The 21,982-nt window shown below is 52.8% G+C and carries 22 protein-coding genes, 1 rRNA gene and 1 pseudogene; 18 read left to right on the forward strand and 6 right to left on the reverse strand.

Annotated features, from left to right (window positions below):
- Positions 1 to 112 precede the first annotated feature (112 nt).
- The 4 genes from ACR1UW_RS04240 to mutY all read left to right on the forward strand — a co-directional run bounded on the left by ACR1UW_RS04240 (position 113) and on the right by mutY (position 3,587).
- A complete protein-coding gene (locus tag ACR1UW_RS04240; RefSeq protein WP_025949114.1) occupies positions 113 to 460 on the forward strand; it encodes a Na-translocating system protein MpsC family protein in 348 nt (115 codons plus the stop codon).
- Positions 461 to 721: 261 nt separating this feature from the next.
- Positions 722 to 1,510, forward strand: a complete 789-nt coding sequence (gene fdhD, locus ACR1UW_RS04245) for a formate dehydrogenase accessory sulfurtransferase FdhD (protein WP_289644068.1) — start codon at positions 722 to 724, stop codon at positions 1,508 to 1,510.
- Between the two features lie 13 nt (positions 1,511 to 1,523).
- Complete coding sequence (locus ACR1UW_RS04250; RefSeq protein WP_095858874.1) at positions 1,524 to 2,339, forward strand: formate/nitrite transporter family protein; 816 nt, start codon at positions 1,524 to 1,526, stop codon at positions 2,337 to 2,339.
- 147 nt (positions 2,340 to 2,486) lie between these two features.
- A complete protein-coding gene (gene mutY / locus ACR1UW_RS04255) occupies positions 2,487 to 3,587 on the forward strand; it encodes an A/G-specific adenine glycosylase (RefSeq protein WP_498935251.1) in 1,101 nt (366 codons plus the stop codon).
- On the opposite strand, the gene yfhS is transcribed toward mutY, so the two are convergent.
- Positions 3,584 to 3,808, reverse strand: coding sequence for a mother cell protein YfhS (gene yfhS, locus ACR1UW_RS04260; RefSeq protein WP_033009890.1), 225 nt, complete (start codon positions 3,806 to 3,808; stop codon positions 3,584 to 3,586). The genes mutY and yfhS overlap by 4 nt on opposite strands.
- Before the next feature lie 59 nt (positions 3,809 to 3,867).
- On the opposite strand from yfhS, the gene fabL reads away from it, so the two are divergent.
- The 5 genes and pseudogenes from fabL to ACR1UW_RS04285 all read left to right on the forward strand — a co-directional run.
- Positions 3,868 to 4,617 carry an enoyl-[acyl-carrier-protein] reductase FabL gene (gene fabL / locus ACR1UW_RS04265; RefSeq protein ID WP_050368231.1) on the forward strand — a complete coding sequence of 250 codons (750 nt, stop codon included), beginning with the start codon at positions 3,868 to 3,870 and terminating at the stop codon, positions 4,615 to 4,617.
- 58 nt (positions 4,618 to 4,675) lie between these two features.
- Positions 4,676 to 4,867 (forward strand): gamma-type small acid-soluble spore protein, encoded by a 192-nt coding sequence (locus tag ACR1UW_RS04270; protein WP_033009893.1) that lies wholly within the window; start codon positions 4,676 to 4,678, stop codon positions 4,865 to 4,867.
- A 226-nt stretch (positions 4,868 to 5,093) separates the two neighbouring features.
- Positions 5,094 to 5,300, forward strand: a complete 207-nt coding sequence (locus tag ACR1UW_RS04275; protein WP_429879160.1) for a YgaB family protein — start codon at positions 5,094 to 5,096, stop codon at positions 5,298 to 5,300.
- A 118-nt stretch (positions 5,301 to 5,418) separates the two neighbouring features.
- On the forward strand, positions 5,419 to 5,952 hold the full coding sequence (gene ntdP, locus ACR1UW_RS04280) for a nucleoside tri-diphosphate phosphatase (RefSeq protein ID WP_044743088.1): 534 nt from the start codon (positions 5,419 to 5,421) through the stop codon (positions 5,950 to 5,952).
- 154 nt (positions 5,953 to 6,106) lie between these two features.
- Positions 6,107 to 6,253 (forward strand): annotated as a pseudogene (locus tag ACR1UW_RS04285) (ABC transporter permease); the annotation flags it as partial.
- 13 nt (positions 6,254 to 6,266) lie between these two features.
- On the opposite strand, the gene ACR1UW_RS04290 reads toward ACR1UW_RS04285, so the two are convergent.
- From ACR1UW_RS04290 to ACR1UW_RS04305, 4 genes are all read right to left on the reverse strand, one after another.
- Positions 6,267 to 7,346: an FUSC family protein gene (locus ACR1UW_RS04290; RefSeq protein ID WP_047817806.1), complete on the reverse strand. Its 1,080-nt coding sequence runs from the start codon at positions 7,344 to 7,346 to the stop codon at positions 6,267 to 6,269.
- A 116-nt stretch (positions 7,347 to 7,462) separates the two neighbouring features.
- Positions 7,463 to 8,512, reverse strand: coding sequence for a glutamate synthase (locus ACR1UW_RS04295; RefSeq protein ID WP_498934683.1), 1,050 nt, complete (start codon positions 8,510 to 8,512; stop codon positions 7,463 to 7,465).
- Positions 8,513 to 8,809: 297 nt separating this feature from the next.
- On the reverse strand, positions 8,810 to 10,468 hold the full coding sequence (locus tag ACR1UW_RS04300) for an IS1634 family transposase (protein ID WP_429903820.1): 1,659 nt from the start codon (positions 10,466 to 10,468) through the stop codon (positions 8,810 to 8,812).
- A 189-nt stretch (positions 10,469 to 10,657) separates the two neighbouring features.
- Positions 10,658 to 11,944, reverse strand: coding sequence for an aspartate aminotransferase family protein (locus ACR1UW_RS04305; RefSeq protein WP_498934685.1), 1,287 nt, complete (start codon positions 11,942 to 11,944; stop codon positions 10,658 to 10,660).
- Positions 11,945 to 12,118: 174 nt separating this feature from the next.
- Here ACR1UW_RS04305 and ACR1UW_RS04310 point away from each other — a divergent pair, with 174 nt between their 5' ends.
- The 7 genes from ACR1UW_RS04310 (at position 12,119) to perR (ending at position 17,585) form a co-directional block, all read left to right on the forward strand.
- Positions 12,119 to 13,123 carry an ABC transporter ATP-binding protein gene (locus ACR1UW_RS04310; protein ID WP_289643640.1) on the forward strand — a complete coding sequence of 335 codons (1,005 nt, stop codon included), beginning with the start codon at positions 12,119 to 12,121 and terminating at the stop codon, positions 13,121 to 13,123.
- A complete protein-coding gene (locus tag ACR1UW_RS04315) occupies positions 13,116 to 13,907 on the forward strand; it encodes an ABC transporter permease (RefSeq protein WP_033016712.1) in 792 nt (263 codons plus the stop codon). The genes ACR1UW_RS04310 and ACR1UW_RS04315 overlap by 8 nt, the downstream gene beginning before the upstream one ends.
- 3 nt (positions 13,908 to 13,910) lie before the next feature.
- The gene (locus tag ACR1UW_RS04320) at positions 13,911 to 14,696 is read left to right on the forward strand and encodes an ABC transporter permease (RefSeq protein WP_050368237.1); all 786 of its coding nucleotides are present in this window, start codon (positions 13,911 to 13,913) and stop codon (positions 14,694 to 14,696) included.
- Between the two features lie 146 nt (positions 14,697 to 14,842).
- On the forward strand, positions 14,843 to 15,796 hold the full coding sequence (locus tag ACR1UW_RS04325; protein ID WP_289643641.1) for an L-lactate dehydrogenase: 954 nt from the start codon (positions 14,843 to 14,845) through the stop codon (positions 15,794 to 15,796).
- A 164-nt stretch (positions 15,797 to 15,960) separates the two neighbouring features.
- On the forward strand, positions 15,961 to 16,365 hold the full coding sequence (locus tag ACR1UW_RS04330) for a potassium channel family protein (protein ID WP_033009905.1): 405 nt from the start codon (positions 15,961 to 15,963) through the stop codon (positions 16,363 to 16,365).
- Between the two features lie 65 nt (positions 16,366 to 16,430).
- Entirely contained in the window at positions 16,431 to 16,907 is a 477-nt protein-coding gene (gene bcp, locus ACR1UW_RS04335; protein ID WP_033009906.1) for a thioredoxin-dependent thiol peroxidase, read from the forward strand.
- Between the two features lie 225 nt (positions 16,908 to 17,132).
- Entirely contained in the window at positions 17,133 to 17,585 is a 453-nt protein-coding gene (gene perR / locus ACR1UW_RS04340) for a peroxide-responsive transcriptional repressor PerR (RefSeq protein ID WP_033009152.1), read from the forward strand.
- A gap of 26 nt (positions 17,586 to 17,611) precedes the next feature.
- On the opposite strand, the gene ACR1UW_RS04345 is transcribed toward perR, so the two are convergent.
- Positions 17,612 to 17,965 carry a YgzB family protein gene (locus ACR1UW_RS04345; protein ID WP_033009153.1) on the reverse strand — a complete coding sequence of 118 codons (354 nt, stop codon included), beginning with the start codon at positions 17,963 to 17,965 and terminating at the stop codon, positions 17,612 to 17,614.
- Positions 17,966 to 18,366: 401 nt separating this feature from the next.
- Between ACR1UW_RS04345 and ACR1UW_RS04350 the strand changes: the two genes are divergently transcribed.
- Together ACR1UW_RS04350 and ACR1UW_RS04355 are read left to right on the forward strand one after the other, a co-directional pair.
- Positions 18,367 to 19,248 carry a nucleotidyltransferase-like protein gene (locus tag ACR1UW_RS04350; RefSeq protein WP_033009156.1) on the forward strand — a complete coding sequence of 294 codons (882 nt, stop codon included), beginning with the start codon at positions 18,367 to 18,369 and terminating at the stop codon, positions 19,246 to 19,248.
- Positions 19,249 to 20,038: 790 nt separating this feature from the next.
- Positions 20,039 to 21,597: ribosomal RNA gene (locus ACR1UW_RS04355) — 16S ribosomal RNA — on the forward strand.
- The last annotated feature ends 385 nt before the right edge of the window (positions 21,598 to 21,982 follow it).

A 21,982-nucleotide genomic window follows, 5' to 3' on the forward strand; every position in this document is an offset into this window, starting at 1 on the left:
TATTTTTCCACTATGTATACATTTGCTATAGTTTATTATAGTACGGCAAAACGAAGAACACAACGGATGGGCTGGAACTTTTTCTGGTGGCTTTCGGAAAGGGGGAAGAAAAATGTCCAAAAAAGAAGCCGCTTTCAACGATATTGTGCGCAAAGTGCGCAAACAGCTGTTTGGCAAAGGGCCGGAACGGATTAAAACGTATTTCGTCGACAATTTGGCAATTACGATTTTGCACGGCAATTTGACGCCGACGGAAAAATTTATCGCCCGCACCCCGGAAGGCCGAGAGATGGTGCACGCGGCGAGAACGAAAATGATCCAAGATGTGTACGCCCAACATGTGCCGGACGGCATGGAAGAGCTTGTCGGTTCGAAGCTGCTCTATTTGTTCAGCGATATTAAAGTGGAAGAAGATATGGCGGTGTCCGTTTTCGTTTTTGAGAAGCCGATTGAATTGTGACGATTTTGTGAACAAAAACAATTGTTTTTCGTTGCTGTTCGTGATATGCTTATGAATAGTTAGCACGATGAAAATAGTGGAAGCCTCGCCGGCTAAACGGTTTTGCCGCTTGGCAGGCAGGTTTTGGAAACGGATGTGCGTTGGTTTCGCTGCAGAAGTGCTGGGCGCAAACTACCGCTGCTTTTCGCTGACAGGGGGCGAGTGTGTCCTCTTGTCCGGAAGGCGGCGGTTTTATTTTGCATGGAAAGGGGGAATGGCAAGGTGAGCGGGTTTGCGTCGAAACGGCGGCTGATCGTTCGATATGATGGCGGCCAGTTGGCTGAGGAGGAAGATGAGATTGCGCTTGAGTTTCCGTTGACGGTCATGGTCAATGGCGAGGAGTTCGCCACCATCGTTTGCACGCCGGCGCATCTAGATGAATTGGTAATCGGATTTTTAGCCTCGGAAGGAGTCATTCGGACGTGCAGTGACATCAAAGGGATGACCATTGATGGGGAGCGGGGCTTTGCTTATGTCGAACTCGCCGCGGGCGGACTGCCGGCCAAACAGTTTTATGCCAAGCGGTTCATCGGCTCTTGTTGCGGAAAAAGTCGGCAGTTTTATTTTTACAACGATGCGAAAACGGCGAAAACGATCGTCGGCGGCATCACGGTGAAGGCGGATGACTGCATTCGCCTCATGAAAGCGCTGCACGAGCGGTCGACGGACTTTGCGGCGACGGGCGGTCTTCACAACGCCGCGCTCGCCACGCCGGACGGGATCGTTGCCATCCGCTCTGACATCGGGCGGCACAATGCGCTTGACAAACTGTATGGCTACTGCCTGCGCGAACAAGTGGCGATGAAAGACAAACTCATTGTGTTCAGCGGCCGCGTCTCGTCGGAAGTGCTCTTGAAGGCGGCAAAAATGGGCGTAAGCGTCCTGCTCTCGAAATCGGCGCCGACGACGCTTGCACTCGATTTGGCCGATGAACTTGGCATTACTGTCGTCGGCTTTTTGCGCGGTCAGGCGTTTAATGTGTATACGCATGCAAAACGAGTGATAGCATAAGGGGGACTAGCATATGGCGTACCGCAATCCTGGGCAGATTGCCGAGGCTGCTGTAGAGGCCGGGGCAGCCAAAGCGCGCATGCCGCTTATTAGTCAATTCGTGCTCAGTTTTTTAGCCGGCGCGTTTATCGCGATTGGGTTTTTGCTGGATATTCGTGTTATTGCCAACGTACCGGCGCAATGGGGGAGTTTCGCCAGCTTCCTCGGTGCAGCCGTTTTTCCGCTCGGCTTGATTTTAGTAATCATTGCCGGTGGCGAGCTGCTGACGGGCAATATGATGTCGGTCACGTTGGCCGCGTTGGCGCGCAAGATTACTGTTGCTCGGCTTTTGCAAAACTGGGCCGTCATAACGATCGGCAATTTTATGGGTGCTGTTTTTGTCGCTTATATGTTCGGTCATGTTGTCGGTTTGACAGCGGAAGGCCCGTTTTTGGATAAGACCGTCTCGATCGCCGAAGCCAAATTGCAAGACACGTTTGTGCAAGCGTTTTTGTCAGGAGTTGGCTGCAACTGGCTTGTCACGCTGGCGGTTTGGCTGTCCTACGGCGCTGAGGATATTAGCGGGAAAATTTTGGCGATCTGGTTTCCGGTTATGGCGTTTGTAGCGATCGGGTTTCAACACGTTGTAGCGAACATGTTTGTCATTCCGGCAGCCATTTTCGCCGGGCATGCGACATGGGCGGACTGGTTCGGCAACTTTGTGCCCGTCTTTCTTGGCAATGCAGTCGGCGGAAGCGTGTTTGTCGCCTTGCTCTATTGGCTTGTTTACGTACGCAGACAGCAAAAAGGCGTCATTTCCGTTCAGGCGTTAAAACGGGAAGCGAAATAACAGTGGACAACAGCCATTCGGAGCGGACTCTTCGCCCGTCTATCAGCGTATAAAGCGGAAACTTCACCCTCCCTGGCATGCTGCATGCCGGGGGTTTTTTGGTATAATGGGATGGACAATAGGCATCATGGGGGAAGAATAGTGAAAATCACAACGTGGACTAAGCGGTTTCCGGCGCGCGAGTTTCAGCGCGATTTGCTTGACTGGTTCGCCCGGGAGCGCCGCGACTTGCCATGGCGAAAAGACCGAGACCCATACAAAGTATGGGTGTCGGAAGTGATGCTGCAGCAGACGCGCGTCGAGACGGTGATCCCGTATTTTGAAAAGTTTATGGAACAGTTTCCGACGCTGGAGGCGCTCGCCGAGGCTGAAGAAGACGAGGTGCTGAAGGCGTGGGAAGGGCTTGGCTACTACTCGCGCGTCCGCCATTTGCACGCGGCGGTCAAGGAAGTAAAGGAACGGTACGGCGGGCAGGTGCCGGACGATCCGGAGCAGTTTTCGAAGCTAAAAGGAGTCGGTCCGTACACAGTCGGGGCGGTGTTGAGCCTTGCCTACGGCGTGCCGGAACCGGCGGTGGACGGCAATGTCATGCGCGTGTTGTCGCGCTTGTTTTTCGTGACGGATGATATTGCGAAACCATCGACGCGAAAACGGTTTGAACAAATCGTCCGCGAGATTATGGCGTACGAAACCCCGGGAGCGTTTAACGAGGCGCTGATTGAGCTTGGCGCTCTTGTTTGCACGCCGCGCCGCCCATCATGCCTTCTTTGTCCCGTGCAAGCCTACTGTCAAGCGTTCGCCGAAGGGGTGCCGGAAGAGCTGCCGGTGAAAACGAAAAAAACAGCGGTCAAACAAGTGCCGCTTGCGGTGGCGGTGCTGGCCGATGATGAAGGACGCATTCTCATCCGCAAGCGCAGCAACACCGGCTTGTTGGCGAATTTATGGGAATTCCCGGGCTGTGAAACAGGCGGGGAAGAAGGGAAAGAGAAGCTCGGACAAATGTTGCATGAGCGGTACGGTTTGCAAATCGAGCTGGCCGAGCCGTTTGCCTCGTTTGATCACGCGTTTTCCCATCTAGTTTGGCGGCTGACGGTGTATCGCGGGCGTCTAGTTGACGGCGGACCGGTGGAAGAGCCGCTCCGGCTCGTGCCAGGCGACGAGCTTGAGTCTTATGTGTTTCCGGTGTCACACCAGCGTATTTGGCGTGAGTACAAAGAACAGGCAGGCGAAGCGCGCCGCCTGCATTAGTCAGGCACTGCCATCGTGCCGTTTGTATACGTCGCTTCACGGCGCCCAAGGCCGCCGCGCGCTTCGATTTCTTCGATAATTTCGCGGTAGATCGTTTGCCCTTCGGCGTTTAAATACGGAGCGATTTGCTGGAATGAATGGTGAAAATGAGCGAGTTCGTCGTCTGTCCATTCTGTTTTCGGGATCATGGACAATTCTGTCATATCGCGGCCAACGTACATAGGCTGCGCCTCCTTCGCGGTGGAATTCGGCTATATTATACGTAAAGGGGCGGAAAAACATGAGTGGAAAAGTAGCGGTCGTGACAGGAAGCAGCCGCGGCATCGGCAAAGCCATTGCGCTGCGGCTGGCGCAAGAAGGATATGATATCGTGGTCAATTATGCCCGCAGCAAAACCGCTGCTGAAGAAACGGCTCGTGAAATTGAAGCGCTCGGGAGAAAAGCGCTCGTCGTCAAAGCGAACGTCGGCGATGTCGAGAAAATCCGGGCGATGTTTGCCAAAATTGATGAAACGTTCGGACGGGTCGACGTGCTCGTGAACAACGCTGCCTCCGGCGTGCTGCGCCCGGCGCTGGAACTTGAGGAAACGCATTGGAACTGGACGATGAACATCAACAGCAAAGCGCTTCTCTTTTGCGCCCAAGAAGCGGCGAAACGGATGGAGCGGGTTGGCGGCGGGAAAATTGTGAGCATCAGCTCGCTTGGGTCGATCCGCTATTTGGAAAACTATACGGCGGTCGGCGTCTCGAAAGCCGCTCTGGAAGCGCTGACCCGCTACTTAGCTGTCGAGCTGGCGCCGAAAAACATCGCCGTCAACGCCGTTTCCGGCGGAGCAGTTGATACGGAGGCGTTGAAGCATTTTCCGAACCGCGACGAGCTGCTCGCCGATGCAGCGGCCAACACGCCAGCTGGGCGCCCAGTCAAACCGGACGATCTCGTCAACGCCGTTTTGTTTTTATTATCCGATGCCGCCGAGATGATTCGCGGGCAGACGATTATTGTTGATGGTGGAAGATCTTTGCTTTTGTAGTGTCCACGGATAAGTCCGTCACCTCCGAGGCATAGTAAGGCATGTGGAGGTGAGAACAATGGCCAAACAACCGAACAAAACAGCAGCTGGCACGAACATTCAAGAAGTAAGACAACAAAATGCTCAATCGGCTCAAGCTGCTCAAGCCGGCCAATTCGCAACGGAATTTGCGGCTGAGACGAATGTGCAACATGTAAAACAACAAAATGCGCAAGCGGAAGCTCGCAAAGCGCAAAACGTTAACCGATAATGCGGTGATCGCACGCCTGCGATTCGATGACAACACGCTGACTGTTGGGAGGGCGCAGGCGACTGGTCAAATTCAGAAAAGAAAAAGCAGGGGCAGCGCGCCCCTGCTTTTTTTGCGACAAAAACCGCCACTCTTTTGCAAGATTAGCGAAAGGGATTAACGGCTTAAGGAGCGAACTGTTTTGTTAAAGCCAGGAGGCAAAAGGGGAAGGGAGAATGGAGGAAGCATGGTGGGGCATGGGTGGATGAATGCCGGGGACGAAGCGCTGTTTTTGCGGCATGAGATGGAGCGTTGCGACCAGCTTGCCCGCGAGTTGGACGAGCTCGAACGCGAAGCGCCGACCTCCGCGCTTCGCGAGGAAGTGCGGCGAATGAAGCAGCAAGTCGAAGACATCCGCCGCGCATTTCTCGGACAGATGGCGTCCAGAGCCTAGACGGAGCGCGCCGCTTGGCCGTTCCGGCCTGGGCAAAGCGGCCCGCTTTTCTTTTCATTGCCAAAAGAACACGGTATAATACAGAAGAAAAGCTCCCGTCGGAAAGTGGGGAAGAATGATGCCAGCATATCCTCGGGAAGGGAAAATCATTCAAATCCATAGCTACAAACATAATGGGATGATTCACCGCATTTGGAACGAAACGATCGTGTTAAAAGGAACGCCATCCTATGTGATCGGCGGCAACGACAAGACGCTCGTCATGGAAGCAGACGGCCGGACGTGGGTGACGCGCGAGCCGGCGATTTGTTTTTTTCATGCTAAGCACTGGTTTAACATTATCGCCATGATCCGCGAGGACGGGGTGTATTATTACTGCAATTTAAGCTCGCCGTTTGTTTGGGATGAGGAAGCGCTCAAATACATCGATTACGATTTAGACATTAAAGTGTTTCCGGACATGACGTATATGCTGCTCGATGAGGATGAGTACGAACGGCACCGCCGCGAGATGCACTATCCGGATGTGATTGACCGCATTTTAAAAAACAACGTCCATAAGCTTGTCGGCTGGATTCAAGAGCGGAAAGGGCCGTTTGCGCCCGAGTTTATCGACAAATGGTACGCGATGTTTCAAGCTTACCAAAAATAAATAGCGGCGTGAAAAAAGCCTGTTCGGCACCGCTGGCAGGTTTTTTCTGCTTTTTTGTCGAAAGAGGCGCGCATGAGGAACTGATGGAAAAGGGAGGAAGCTATTATCATTTGTTGACGATCCAGCAGTTGCAGTAGTAAGCAAAAATATTAAGAAAATGTTGTCTGATGCCAAAGACTTCTTGACCCAAGCACCGTGGACGATGATTTTCCTTGGATTGGCGATCATGCTGACGGTGCTTGGCTTTAACTTAATGGGCGACGGGCTGCGCGACGCGCTTGACCCGCGGATGAAAAATTGAGACAGGCGGCCTGCTAGGAGCGGCCGCCTGCCGACTTTTCGAGCTGTTTGGCCAATTCGTCATCGTAATGGTAATGGTGAAAACTATCAATTAACTTGTCTAAATGCTCAAGCCGGTCTCCATAATCAATGATGGCGCCGAGTAACGAAAATAGGCGGTAATCGGAAGGTGGCTGCCCGTCGGCGTAAATCATGGAAGCGAGCTGCCCCCGTTCGCGATCGATGCCTTCTGCCCACATGTGATGGGGAAGCGGCTTTGCTTGATGGACAAACTTCAGCAACATTTGCTCGTGATACCCAACCAGGCTGCCAAGGTGCAGGCAGATGGCATGGCGAAACGGGTCGGACAGGCGGCCCAACTCATTCTCAAGGCGGTGGAGCCATTTTAATACGGACAGCGCCCGGTCGGCTGAGGCGATCATTTGCCGGTACAGCACAAGCTTGCGCGACTTTTGGAAGCGTTGGCGTCGAAAATAGGTGCGTTCTTCTTTATACATTAAATACAAGTGCTCCAGTTTCGTCATTTCCTCGTGCAACGTTTCGATCTCGTCCTTTAAGTGATGATGATCGGCCGCCTGCTGTTGACAAAGGCGAATCCATTTCAAAATCGCTTCCGTCTCATCGCGAATTTTTTCGTACAATTTCTTTTCATACTTTGGCGGCAAGAAAATCAAGTTGACAAGAAAGGCGGCGAAAATGCCGAACATAATCGTTAAAAAGCGGATGGCCGCAAATTCGATAAATTGGCGGTCTGTATATTCCATAATGGCAATGACGGTGACAAGCGCTACGGAAATCGTCGATGATTCAAGGCGCATTTTCAGGCAAAGAGCGATCACAACCATGAGCGTCAAGCCGACGACCAGCGGGTCGCGGCCGAGGATAAGAACCGCCGCAATCGCGAACAAGGCGCCGATCACGTTCGCCTGCACTTGTTCGATGAGTGACAAATATGAGCGATAAATGGTTGGCTGCATGGCAAATACAGCGGAAATGCCGGCGAACACCGGTGACGGAAAGTGAAAGAGGGCTGCCAAAAACAAGGCGAGCGCCACCGCGATCCCCGTTTTGAAAATGCGGGCACCGAGCTTCATCTATGGAAACCTCTCCTTTTCCATTTTCGTAGACCATTCAGTACTATACACACTTTTAGATATGAGTGCAAGGAAAAAAATATAACGCCCTGCCGAAATCAGCAGGGCGTGAAGGATCAAAAGGCGATCGGAGCATGTGCATCGCGCCGATTGGAGAGGCGGATTGCCATCTCTTGGAGGAAATGGTCGCCATTCAGCCATTGGGTTCGCCCCGTTGTGGAACGGATGAGCGCCAGCGGCTGGCCGGGAGCGAGCGGTTCAGCATGGCCGCCCTGCGGACGAGAGGCGATGAATACACGGGAGGAATCATCCGTTTTCCAAAGCGCTCCGGCTGTTCCGGCGACCCATACGGTTTCTTGTTCGAAGCTGGCGGCCAAACATGCCGGCAGCTGTCCGATAGACGGCAAGCTGTGTCGTTTGGCCGCGTCGGGCCAAAAGGCAGCTCCGGCTGCCTCGAGCAGGCTGTAACCGTGGTCGTAAATGAGCGTTTCCACAGCGCCAACAGACATTTCCCCGCAATGGACAAGCATGCCGGCTGAACCGAGCCGCTGATGGCAAAAGAAAGACTCCGCCCCATTGACATAGGCGAACGAAGCGGCTGAGGCGAAAAACGGATGGGATACATCCGGTTCGCGCAACAAATCAGCCAGTGTATATGCTTGATAGATCACATGAGTGTGGCCGAGCGAAGCAACGCGGACGTGCGGCTCGCGTTCCATAGCGGCCGTCAGTCGAAACAAGCGGTCTGATAACGAAAATACATCGCCTGGCAGCATGGCGATTTGCCAAAACAAGGCGCTTTCATCTGCGGATGGCCGGATGGTTTCGAACAGAAGAATGAAGCCAAACTGTTTGCACAATTGACGAAGGTGCGCCCGAACCCGCTCAGCGTCAGCGGAAGGCGCAACGTGTATATGACCGACGGTGAAATAGCTGTTTGTTGCAATTTCTGGATTTTGCCCAGCATTCGCGAGTTTTTCCATCCATAGTTTGCGCGGGATGTCCAGCTGAATCGCAGCGTTTCCTTTTGCGCCCCATTGGGCAAGCGCCTGAAGGACAGCTTGGACATGTTCGTTGGTCGGGATGTTCCGCTTTTCCACTGCCGCCAACAACAGGGCGCCGCGCTGGTTCGCTTCGTTTGCCAAACGATATGTACGTTGCTCCATGTATACTTAGGCGCAGTCGGGAGGGCGTTCTCCCCTCGGCGCCGGTCACCTCCTCCACTGCTTGCTGGATGAAAAATCCGAGTCTTAATTTTCAGAATTTGGTGTTTATCATACCATGCAGGCAGGTGGAAATCAATGACCATTTCTCGTTCTCTTGCTTTGTTCACAACTCACATTTCGCACCCTAACAAGGTCAAAACAAAGGATTTTTTATTTAGTTTTTCAGAATAACTTTTTGACCAACACGACGAGCGATGGCAATCCTTTTTTTACCATCGCTGGTCGTTCCGTATGACGTTACACGTAAATGCTCTCATCCAGCCCCAACCCCTGCAGAATCCTTCGTTGTTCAGGGGTGAGGGAGCGATCCAGTGAGCGTTGGATGCGTCCATCCGGCAGCTCCAGGAGGACGACGTTCACATATTGAAACAGCTGGAAAATCGCCTGCCCCGTCGGTCGGGTCAGCTTGCGGCCTCCGGCGCCCTTTAATGGGTGTTCGGGTGTGATGAACTGGCGCACTCGGCGCTGAAAAACGCGGTAAATCGCCAAGGCCAACAGAAACAAATAGCCTAATACTGCGACCCGTTCTGGTTTTTTGACGTAAATCTCATCCGTGAAAAACGGATCTTTCAAAAAAGCGAAGTTCATTTCCACCGAGATCTGCCCTTTATACAGCTTCAAGATCTCTTGGGCATCCATGGGTTGGCCCTTCCATTCCTTCGGAACGGTCGTGACAAGGACAAACCGGGACGCTTTCCGTCTTGCCTGTTCCCACGCGTCTTGGTCGAATTCGACGTCAAGGTGCAAGAAATACAGCGTCTCCACCTCGGGTTCCGCCCCTTTTTTCGGCCGTCCGCGCCGTTTTTTCAGGCGTACGGTCTCTTCGACCGCGGCCTCAACCCGATGAAACCGGGGGCGAAGGGACGCCTTGAGGGACGCCAAGGCTTGTTCGGCATCTTCCCGGCAGGAGAAGGGGTGACGCTCCCAACGGGCTTGTTCCTCGCGAAGAAGCTCCGCTTCTTTGGTTCGTTCTTTTTCAAGCGTCTTTCCTTTTCGCTGGTCGAGCGCACTCGATTCGACGACGATCAGCCGAACGGGGTGGCCTTCATAGGTGGAGGATGTTTCCCATACCCGATACGTGGCGCCGTTTCTCTCCGCCAGGGTAAAGGGTTCGCTCCACGGGATGTGAGGCGAATCGGCCTCCGCTAATGCCCGTTTCACGATCCGAAGCGACGAAGGGCCTCGGGTGATCAAAAAGGCGTTGGCCGCTTTGGTTTGCGCCAGAGTGTCTTTTGTCATCGCGGCGGAATCGGCCACGTAAATCCATTCGTCTTCCATCTTGGCTTGTTTGAGCTGTTCGTGGACACGGGACAGCACCTCCGGATTCCACGTTTTGTCAGGCAGGTTGCCGTCGTGCACATCGCCGTAAAACGGGATGCCGTCCTCGTTGCCGACCAGTCCGAAACCGATCTGTTTTTGCCAACGATGATGGCGGTTATAGCCATGTGTGATCTGCAAAGCCTCTAATGAGGCCGATTCATACGCGCCGTAAACGGTCTTGTCCGTCGTATCGGCGTGGAAGGCTCGGAGGGAAAGGCCTTCTTTGCGATAAATATGAATCAAGCAAGTGCTGATGACGTTGTGAATGCCAGCCTCATACAGGCGATCGAGATGACGGGCCAACGCATCGTCGTTCAACCAGGAAGGATGGAGATCGGGACGGATGAGTTTCTCACAATCGACCTCCTGAGCCCAATGTTCCAAGTGAACAAGGGCTTGCCGGCCGTCAAACAGATTGTAGATGATGGCCTGAACGGCATCGCTGACTCGAGTCTGGCACTGTGGATCAACGGGAACGAGATGGTCAATCAATTGGGGCAGGCCCAGTTTCTTGAATAGGGCACTTATTATATTCAAATAATCATTACGATAGACCTTTTTGACTTGAACGTTCATGAGAGAAAAACTCCTTCACTTTCCTTGTGTGTCAAGGATTCATTCGACATCGGAACGAAAAAATCCTCCCGATTTTCGTCGAGAGGGTGCGAAATGTGAGTCACAAAATTGTCAACAAATGCAGTGAAAACAAAACAGCGCCTGCCTGACGCGGGCGCTGTTTGACGAGGGTGATAGAGGCGCAAGCGCTTATAGCTGCCGAAACGCCTTGCCGACCGCCTCGATCGTATAGGCGATGTCGTCTTCTGTATGGGCGAGGGTGATAAACCATGCTTCATATTTCGATGGCGCGAGATTGACCCCTTGTTTGAGCATGAGCTTGAAAAATTTTGCAAATAACTCGCCGTCGCTTTGCTGGGCTTGCTTGTAGTTTTCCACCTTTTCGTCCGTGAAGAAGACGGTGAGCGCGCCTTTTAAGCGGTTGACGGTCACCGGCAGGCCGCATTGGCGGGCATGGGCGAGGATGCCCTCTTCCAGCATGGCTCCCAATCGGTCGAGATGCTCATAGACGCCCTCTTGTTTCAACACCTCAAGGCAGGCGATGCCCGCAAGCATCGATGCCGGGTTGCCGGCCATCGTCCCGGCCTGGTACGCCGGTCCGAGCGGAGCGACTTGTTCCATAATGTTCTGGCGTCCGCCGTACGCCCCAATCGGCAGACCGCCGCCAATAATTTTCCCCATCGCCGTCAAGTCGGGCTCCACACCAAGCAAGTTTTGCGCTCCGCCGTACATAAAGCGGAAGGCGGTGATCACTTCGTCGTAAATGACGAGCGCCCCTTCCTTGTGAGCAATCTCATTGATCGCTTCTAAAAAGCCCGGTTTTGGTAGGACGATGCCGAAGTTGCCGACGATCGGCTCAACCAATACGGCGGCGACTTGTTCGCCCCAAACATTCATCGCTTCACGGAATGAGTCGACATCGTTGTATGGCACGGTAATGACTTCTTGGGCGATGCTTTGCGGCACGCCGGCTGAGTCCGGCGTCCCCAACGTCGATGGCCCCGAGCCGGCGGCGACGAGCACAAGGTCCGAATGGCCGTGGTAGCAGCCTTCGAATTTGACGATTTTGCTTCGTCCGGTGTAGGCGCGGGCGACGCGGATTGTCGTCATCACCGCTTCCGTCCCCGAGTTGACAAAGCGGACTTTTTCGAGCGACGGAATCGCTTCTTTCAACATTTTTGCAAATGTAATCTCATGCGGCGTCGGCGTGCCGTACAGCACGCCGGTTTCAGCGGCGCGGCGGATGGCCGCAGCGATGTGCGGGTGGGCGTGGCCGGCAATAATCGGCCCGTAGGCGGCCAGGTAGTCAATGTACTTGTTTCCGTCCACATCCCAAAAATACGCTCCTTGCGCCCGCTCCATCACGACGGGGGCGCCGCCGCCGACCGCTTTATACGAGCGGGACGGGCTGTTTACCCCGCCGACGATGTGCTGGAGCGCTTCTTCATACAATTGTTCCGATTTTGTCCATTGCATCGTTTCATCCTCCTGTTCCCGATGACTGCCTCTTTATTTTACCATAGCGCGCACACTTGTCTGGAAAAACAAAAAAGGTGAAAATAGCAACGATTTATGTATAATTGCAACATAGGAGAAGGGCGGATGTCGCTCTTTTTGATGTTGATGTGATGAAGAGGCAGGAGGAGAACGATGAACGCCATCGAAGTAGAACAATTGCGCAAAGAATTTAAAGTGCACAAAAGCCGCTCCGGCCTCGTCGGAGCGTTTCGCGATTTATGGACGCGCCGTTATGCGACCATCCGGGCGGTGGACGGCATTTCGTTTGCGGTCAGGCAAGGAGAGATCGTCGGCTATATTGGCGAAAACGGCGCCGGCAAGTCAACGACGATCAAAATGTTGACCGGCATTTTAACGCCGACATCCGGGCGCATTGTCGTCAACGGGATGAATCCGCATAAAGAGCGGGAGAAATTTGTGCGGACGATCGGCGTCGTCTTCGGCCAGCGCTCGCAATTATGGTGGGACATCGCCGTGCAAGAATCGTTTCGTCTGTTAAAAAAAGTATACCGCGTCCCCGATGAGCAATATCGCCGTCATATGGGCGAAGTCATCGAGATGCTAGACATCGGTCCGCTCCTTGACAAGCCGGTGCGCAAGCTGTCGCTTGGCCAGCGGATGCGCTGCGAGCTCGCCGCCGCCCTCATTCACAACCCGCCGCTGTTGTTTTTGGACGAGCCGACCATCGGTTTGGATGTGCTGGTGAAACTGAACATCCGCCAGTTTTTAAAGCAATTGAATGAACGGTATGGCACGACGATCCTGCTGACGACGCACGATATGTCAGACATTGAAGCGCTTTGCGAGCGGGTGATTATGCTTGATGAAGGGAAAATCATTTATGACGGTTCGCTCGGGCAGTTGAAAGAAAAATGGGGCCAAGGAAAACGGATTTCGTTTACATTTGTTGAAGAAGCCACCCTCGTTGCCTTGCAGGAGCTGACGGCCGGATTGGGAGTTAACTGGAAACAAGGCGAACAGCCGAACGTTTGGGTGGCGCACGTTCCATCAGGAGGCGTGCCGGAAGTCGTCAGCCGCGTCGCCGCCTGCTATCCACTGCAAGACATCCACATTCATGAAGTGCCGACGGAGGAGATCATCCGCAATATTTATCAAGAAGGTGCGGCTAATGGGTAAGTATGTCGAAATGATCCGCATCCGCTTTTTAATGATGCTTGCCTACCGGACAAACTATTATACTGGCATTTTGATTTACGCCATTAACATCTCAGCGTATTACTTCCTTTGGTCGGCTATTTATGGCGGCAAATCATCGATGCAAGGGATGTCGCTTGGGCAAATGACGACGTATGTCGCCATTTCCTGGCTGGCGCGGGCGTTTTATTTTAACAACCTTGACCGCGAAATCGCGATGGAAATCCGCGATGGAAAAATAGCGACGGAACTCATCCGTCCGTACAGCTATTTAGGGATGAAAGCGGTGCAAGGGCTTGGCGAAGGGCTGTTCCGCTTGTTCTTCCTATCGTTGCCGGGGTTGCTGGTTGTCTCGCTCTTTTTGCCGCTCGAGTTTCCGGAACACGCCAAAACATGGCTGTCTTTCGGCTTGTCGCTTCTATTCAGCTTTATCATCTTTTCGGAGCTGAACTTGCTTGCGGGAGTCGTGACATTTTTTACGTTCCGAAATGAAGGGCTGCTGAGGGCGAAACGGTTTATTATTGATCTATTTTCCGGTCTGATTTTGCCGTTGTCGTTTTACCCGGATTGGGCGCAACAGCTCATGGCGTATATGCCGTTTCAAGCCATCAGCTACATTCCAAGCATGATCATCACAGAAAGTTTTCAAGGAGCTGCTGTCCGTGATGGCCTGCTTCTGCAGGCGGCATGGTGCGTGCTGTTATGGTTTCCGATTGTGCTGTTATGGCGGGTGGCGAAAAAACGGCTCGTTGTGCAAGGGGGGTAGACTTTGTTTTACGTATCGGTTTTTTTTCAATATATGGCCCAGTACATGAAGACAAAATGGCAATACCGCGCGGATTTGCTGATTGAATGGTTGTCCGACTTCATGGCGCAGGCGGTCAACTTGGTGTTCTTGCTCGTCGTGTTTGGCCATACGACGCTGCTTCACGGTTGGTCGCGCGATGAGATGTTGTTTATTTACGGCTTTTTCCTTGTGCCGTACGCCGTATTTGGCGCCTTTTTTAATCTATGGGATTTCAACGAGCGCTACATTGTCCAGGGAGAAATGGATCGCGTGTTGACGCGCCCGGTTCACAGCCTGTTCCAGATCATTTTGGAGCGGATGGAGCTCGAATCGTTGCTTGGCGCTGTGCCCGGGCTGATCATTATGTTGTATGCCGGCAGCCGCTTGTCTCTTTCGTTTCATTGGTATGATGTCTTCGTGTTTATTTTGCTTGTGATTGGCGGTGCATTGATTTACGCCGGCATTTTCATTTCACTGGCGACGATCAGTTTTTTTGCCGACGCCCGCACATCCATCATGCCGATGATGTACAACATCAGCAGCTACGGCCGCTATCCGGTCGATATTTATCACCGCGTCATCCGCTATATGTTAACGTGGGTGCTGCCGTTTGCCTTTGTCGGCGTTTATCCAGCTTCGTATTTTCTCCATAAGCAGGAATGGTATGGTTATGCGTTTTTGACCCCGGTTGTCGGCGTGTTGTTTTTCATCATCGCCGTGATGCTCTGGAACGCCGGGGTCAGGAGGTACCGCGGGACGGGGAGCTGAATGCTCCCGCTGTTTGCCGCGGCGGCTGTCATGAAATGGACAAACAATGGTCAAACAATCGCCACAATCGCGCATGCATCGCGGTGCGCCTTTCGCGTAAAATAGTTTGTGAAAGTATTCACATTATATTGAAAGGGATGAATGCAATGAAAAACGACGGTGGAACCCGAGTAGTGGTCATCGGCACCGGGTTTGTCGGCGCCAGTTATGCGTTTGCCTTAATGAATCAAGGGATCGCCGATGAGATCGTGCTGATCGATGCGAATGAAAGCAAGGCCATAGGCGATGCGATGGACTTAAATCACGGGAAAGTATTTGCGCCAAAACCCGCAGTCATTCGGCATGGCGATTACAGCGACTGCCACGATGCCGATTTGGTTGTCATTTGCGCCGGCGCCAACCAAAAACCGGGCGAGACGCGGCTTGATTTGGTGGACAAAAACATTGCCATTTTCCGCTCGATCGTTGAGTCGGTCATGGCATCTGGATTTCAAGGACTGTTTCTCGTCGCCACCAATCCGGTCGACATTTTAACGTACGCGACGTGGAAATTCAGCGGCCTGCCGCATGAGCGGGTGATCGGTTCGGGGACGATTTTAGATACGGCGCGGTTCCGTTTTTTGTTGGGCGAGTATTTCTCTGTCGCTCCGCAAAATGTTCATGCCTATATTATTGGGGAACACGGCGACACTGAACTTCCCGTTTGGAGCCAGGCTGATATCGGTGGTGTGCCGATCCGCAAGCTTGTTGAAGCGAAAGGAGAACAAGCGAAGGAAGAGTTGGAGCGCATCTTCACAGATGTCCGCGACGCCGCCTACCAAATTATTGAGAAAAAAGGAGCGACGTACTACGGGATTGCGATGGGGCTTGCCCGCGTGACGCGCGCCATTTTGCATAACGAAAACGCTATTTTGACCGTATCGGCCTACCTCGATGGCCCATATGGGGAGCGCGACGTCTACATCGGCGTGCCGGCTGTCATTAACCGCAATGGCATCCGCGAGGTGATCGAAATTGAATTGAATGATGACGAAAAAAATCGATTCCATCATAGCGCAGCCACATTAAAAAGCGTGCTAGCCCGTTGTTTTACGCGATGAGGCAACAAACGAAAAGTTGTGCCAACAGTCTTTCTCGTCCAAACAGGGGGATGTATGGCTCTGGGGGCGACACGCTGTTCCGATTGGGAAGGCGGCTTATTCCCGCATAATTGTCCGTTTCACGGTGTATATATGAACTACGGACAATTTGTGGAGGGAAGCGAATGGATTACGCATTCCTCGGAGTGGTGACCGCCGTGCTGCTCGGCAGCATCACCTCGCTTTGGACAGCGCGCGTACAAGCAACGCACCGCCTCTCCCTTGACAGTTTATGGGTGCTCGTTCAATGGTATGTGACGATGCTGCTAGGGTTTGCGATGATTTATATGATTTTGCAAGCCAACGGCCATCATGTATTTACTCCGTCACCAAGCAGTGCAGCAGGAAACCGCCTGTCTATGCTGGAAGACAGTCTATATTTAAGCGGCATGACCCTCCTGTCGGTCGGATACGGAGACGTCACCCCGGTCGGCATCGGGCGGTGGATCGCCATCGCCGAGGCGCTGCTTGGCTACATTATGCCTGCTGTCATCGTCACGCGCACGGTATTTGACTGGGATCGCCGTTGACAGTTGCAATTTTCCTCTGTCTTCGTTACGCTAAAAGAAGACATTAAGGAGACGGAGGGAACGCTATGACGATCGCCATTGGCCAGCCAGCTCCAGATTTCACCTTGCCGGCAAGCAACGGGAAAATGGTTTCGCTCTCAGACTTCCGCGGCCAGTATGTCGTCCTTTATTTTTATCCAAAGGATATGACGCCTGGATGCACGACAGAAGCGTGCGATTTTCGCGACCGTCACGAGCAATTCGCCGGACTGAACGCTGTCATTTTAGGAGTGAGCCCGGATCCGGTTGCACGGCATGAAACGTTTATCGAAAAGTACAAACTGCCGTTTTTGCTTCTTTCCGACGAGCGACATGAAGTGGCAGAAATGTACGGAGTGTGGAAGAAAAAGAAAAACTTCGGCAAAGAGTATATGGGGATCGAACGCTCCACGTTCATTATCGCCCCCGATGGGACGTTGGTTCAAGAATGGCGCGGGGTGAAAGTGAAGGGGCACGTCGATGAGGCGCTCGCGGAAGTCGCCCGATTGGCATCGTCTAGGTGAGTGTCCAATCAATCACAACGCTTTTGCGTACAATGCATAGTAACCTCCTCAAATGAAGGAAATGCGGCGGGTGGAAGTGATTCCCACCCCCTTTTTTTGTTAAAAAGATGGCTGAGCCCATATATTAATGGTATCTATATTGACAAAAGGCATATACTCCTTGTAGACTAATTATAAATATTATAAAATGATAATTTTTTTCATCTTATACAGAGAGTGAGGTGCATGACGGTGTCTGCCAACGAGCAGCTGAAGGAAGCGCTTGACATGTTGAAAAAGACGGGCATACGCATCACGCCGCAGCGTCATGCGATATTAGAGTATTTGATCACCTCGATGTCCCATCCGACAGCGGATGAAATATACAAAGCGCTGGAAGGGAAATTTCCGAATATGAGCGTAGCTACCGTCTACAATAACTTGCGCGTCTTCAAAGAAATCGGGCTTGTCAAAGAGCTGACATATGGCGATTCATCAAGCCGGTTTGATTTTGTCACTTCCAACCATTATCACGTTATATGCGAGGAGTGTGGCAAAATCGTTGACTTCCATTACCCAGCGCTCGATGAGGTGGAGCAGCTCGCCGCCCACGTAACCGGGTTTAAGGTGGACCATCACCGAATGGAAGTATATGGGATATGCCCGGACTGTCAAAAAAGCAGCGTGCGGGCGCATTAAAAAAGCTGATAGTGCAAAAGCAGCTATCAGCTTTTTCTTTTTCTGTTGTACTTCTCGTCAAACTCTTTCCCCTCAAGTTCGCGGTCAAGCGTCAGCGGCTCGCGGCAAAACATGCATAAATCGACGCGCCCGAGCATTTTCGTCACTTTGCCGCACGACGGACAAACGACTTGGACGGCTCGTGTAGACAGGGTGCCGATCCAAAAATATACGATGCCGCTCGCGACGAGAAACAGAAGACCTAACACCATAAATAGCGTCATGACAAGCGGGGACGTGCGGAAAAAGAGCCCGAGATACATGACAATGACACCGACGAAAATCAAGCTCAAAGCGAACGTACGAATTTTGTTGATTTTGCTCGAATATTTGATGCTCATGGTCGTCCCTCCTACATACACCACTATACCATAAAACAAGCACCAATCGGGAAGGAGAAACGGGCAAAATCAGACTTTTGTTTTTTCTTATAGAGAAGAGAAAGGAATTTTTCATTTTTTGTCGAATAATGAACGACAGCAACAAGCTCCTGCCTTTATCAGGCAAGGCAGCGGCGGGGCGGTCACAGAGGAGAGAACGGACGGTGACCGCCAAAACAAAGACTTTCGTGTGCAATGCTCCATTTTCGCATAACAAGGTGGTCGAACCTTGGAAGACGTGGGAAGGGGGGATCCGTTGCGGATAGGAAGCGGCGTGAACAAAAAGGGAAAAGAACTTCCCTGCCCACCTGGCGGTCAAAGGCGAATCGCCGCATTTTTCCTAGCTGCAACGGAAACAGCCTATGGAACAGTTTTTGCGCCCAATATGTCAAGAGTGGACAAACAGAAGTGATACGCACGGCATTTTAATGATTGAAAAAGCGGTTTGTCATACAGCGGTGACTGATACGTTTGATGCCGTGCTGCTAGTCATTGTCGACTCGCAGAGCGAACCGGTATGTCTAAAACATTATTCGTTTGGCGCTGAAAAGGCGGCGCTTTATGTGGTGAATGAACAGAAGCTAAATGAATGGCTTGTTCTCGGAGCTCCCCGAAAGGCCATCGACTGGGTGTTTAATGGAAAAGTCATATTTGACCGCAACGATTATATTTGGCAGCTCCGCCAGCGCCTTGAGCAATTTCCGCCTCGGGAGCGGCAGCGGAAAATGGGGATTGAGTTTGCCAAACTGATCCGACGTTATATCGATGGCAAGGAGCTGTTTATGGCCCGGCATTGGCTTGACTCGTACAACCATATGGTGCAGGCGTTGCACCATTTAGCACGGCTGACGGTGATCGAGTATGGACTTTATCCGGAAGTGACGGTATGGAGCCAGGTGAAGAAGATGAATGGACAAATTTATAAGTTGTATGAGGAATTGGTCGGCAGCGAGGAGCCGTTGCCGAAACGCCTTGAACTTCTGTTGTTGGCGAGCGAATTCCTCATTCATTCTTCCGTTGCAGCAGGCTCGATCCATCTGTGTGAAGTGCTAAAGGAAAAAGAAGGCGCATGGAGCATCGCTGAAATGGCTTGTCATCCACAACTTGCCCCTTATTCAGTCGATCTCGCAATCATGGTTGAGTATTTGGTCGAAAGAAAAGTATTGGCCGCAGTAAAAGGACCGACAAGAGGAAGCGGGATAACAGAGCGCTATTACATCGTGCAAGGAGGAAAAGTGCAGTGACTTCCCTGCCTATTCCTTGTTAAAACCGGGGCTCTGAGGCAGGCATGAAGGTGAAAAGATGTCTAGGGAGGGGCGTTTCCTTGCCAAAACGCGAACAGTGCAGAAGAGGACGGAGGAAAGAGGGGGTCGAGAGTGCTAGGGAACTGCCTCCGCTCAGCACAGTTTGAAGCAGGGAGATCCTCAGGTTCACAGCGAAAGCAGCCATCTTCCCGAGTGCAGCTTCGTTCGTCCCAATGCTGGGCATCCGAAGACTCTTGGGGATTTTACGCATGGAAGGCTTCGTTCGGCTTTGACATTCGATTTCCTCCATGAAACCATATGTCCCGTTCACGAAGAATACAATCCTTGTTTGTCATGTGTTTTGGATGGCGCCGAAATTCATTTCCCACTTTCGCTTCGTTTTGAAGCAGGAGACTTCTTTCGGAGCTTCAGTGAAAAAAGCTATTGACTTGTATGAGGAACGATGATATATTTTAAATCGCTGCCGCAACGAAAAAATGCGGTGCAAAAGGAATAAAAAAATGTTGACAGTAAATAATAAAAATGCTATCATGTAAAAGTCGCTTCAAGAGAGCGACAAAAACAAAAATCGTTCCTTGAAAACTGAACGAAACGAAGCGCGACGAAAAGCGGAGGTCCGCGGGTCGCCGCGATGGGCAAATGTTCTTCGCCTGCAAGGGTGCTTGCACCCGGAAGGCGAAGGTTATTTGACCCCGAGCGGCGGCGGACCGAAGCTGGACAATACGAAAAGCGGAGGTCCGCATGGGCCGAAGCAAAAGCCAATCAACTTTCTTTGGAGAGTTTGATCCTGGCTCAGGACGAACGCTGGCGGCGTGCCTAATACATGCAAGTCGAGCGGACCGAACGAGGGCTTGCTCTTGTTTGGTCAGCGGCGGACGGGTGAGTAACACGTGGGCAACCTGCCCGCAAGACCGGGATAACTCCGGGAAACCGGAGCTAATACCGGATAACACCGAAGACCGCATGGTCTTCGGTTGAAAGGCGGCCTTTGGGCTGTCACTTGCGGATGGGCCCGCGGCGCATTAGCTAGTTGGTGAGGTAACGGCTCACCAAGGCGACGATGCGTAGCCGGCCTGAGAGGGTGACCGGCCACACTGGGACTGAGACACGGCCCAGACTCCTACGGGAGGCAGCAGTAGGGAATCTTCCGCAATGGGCGAAAGCCTGACGGAGCGACGCCGCGTGAGCGAAGAAGGCCTTCGGGTCGTAAAGCTCTGTTGTGAGGGACGAAGGAGCGCCGTTTGAAGAAGGCGGCGCGGTGACGGTACCTCACGAGAAAGCCCCGGCTAACTACGTGCCAGCAGCCGCGGTAATACGTAGGGGGCGAGCGTTGTCCGGAATTATTGGGCGTAAAGCGCGCGCAGGCGGTCTCTTAAGTCTGATGTGAAAGCCCACGGCTCAACCGTGGAGGGTCATTGGAAACTGGGGGACTTGAGGGCAGGAGAGGAGAGCGGAATTCCACGTGTAGCGGTGAAATGCGTAGAGATGTGGAGGAACACCAGTGGCGAAGGCGGCTCTCTGGCCTGCACCTGACGCTGAGGCGCGAAAGCGTGGGGAGCAAACAGGATTAGATACCCTGGTAGTCCACGCCGTAAACGATGAGTGCTAAGTGTTAGAGGGGTCACACCCTTTAGTGCTGCAGCTAACGCGATAAGCACTCCGCCTGGGGAGTACGGCCGCAAGGCTGAAACTCAAAGGAATTGACGGGGGCCCGCACAAGCGGTGGAGCATGTGGTTTAATTCGAAGCAACGCGAAGAACCTTACCAGGTCTTGACATCCCCTGACAACCCAAGAGATTGGGCGTTCCCCCTTCGGGGGGGCAGGGTGACAGGTGGTGCATGGTTGTCGTCAGCTCGTGTCGTGAGATGTTGGGTTAAGTCCCGCAACGAGCGCAACCCTTGCCTCTAGTTGCCAGCATTCAGTTAGGCACTCTAGAGGGACTGCCGGCGACAAGTCGGAGGAAGGTGGGGATGACGTCAAATCATCATGCCCCTTATGACCTGGGCTACACACGTGCTACAATGGGCGGTACAAAGGGCTGCGAACCCGCGAGGGGGAGCGAATCCCAAAAAGCCGCTCTCAGTTCGGATTGCAGGCTGCAACTCGCCTGCATGAAGCCGGAATCGCTAGTAATCGCGGATCAGCATGCCGCGGTGAATACGTTCCCGGGCCTTGTACACACCGCCCGTCACACCACGAGAGCTTGCAACACCCGAAGTCGGTGAGGTAACCCGCAAGGGAGCCAGCCGCCGAAGGTGGGGCAAGTGATTGGGGTGAAGTCGTAACAAGGTAGCCGTACCGGAAGGTGCGGCTGGATCACCTCCTTTCTAAGGATGAAGAAAAGCGGAGGCCGCCTGCCTATTGGTGAAACGCGCTGGAGGGCCTGCGAGGAGGCTGTCGCCGCCGCAGCAGGACCGAAGCGTCGCGAGCCGATGGCGGCCGGAGCTAGACATCAGTCGTGATTCAACGCAAGTTGCGCTTTCGTTTCGTTCGGTTTTGAGGGAATGAAAAATTCCTTCATGTGTTTTGCGCCTGCGTCTTCCAGCAGATTCAAGGAAGATGGATTCCTCGGCGCAAAGCTGCAAGGAAGCAGACTCAAGGCAGTCGCTTCGTTCAGTTTTGAAGGAATGAGAAATTCCTTCAAAAGCGCCTGTGCCTGCGTCTGCTAGCAGGTTCGGGGGAGTAGCTTCGTTTGCGTCTGCGTCTACAAGC

It is taken from the genome of Geobacillus lituanicus, assembly GCF_050994965.1.
GTDB classification, from domain to species: Bacteria; Bacillota; Bacilli; order Bacillales; family Anoxybacillaceae; genus Geobacillus; species Geobacillus stearothermophilus.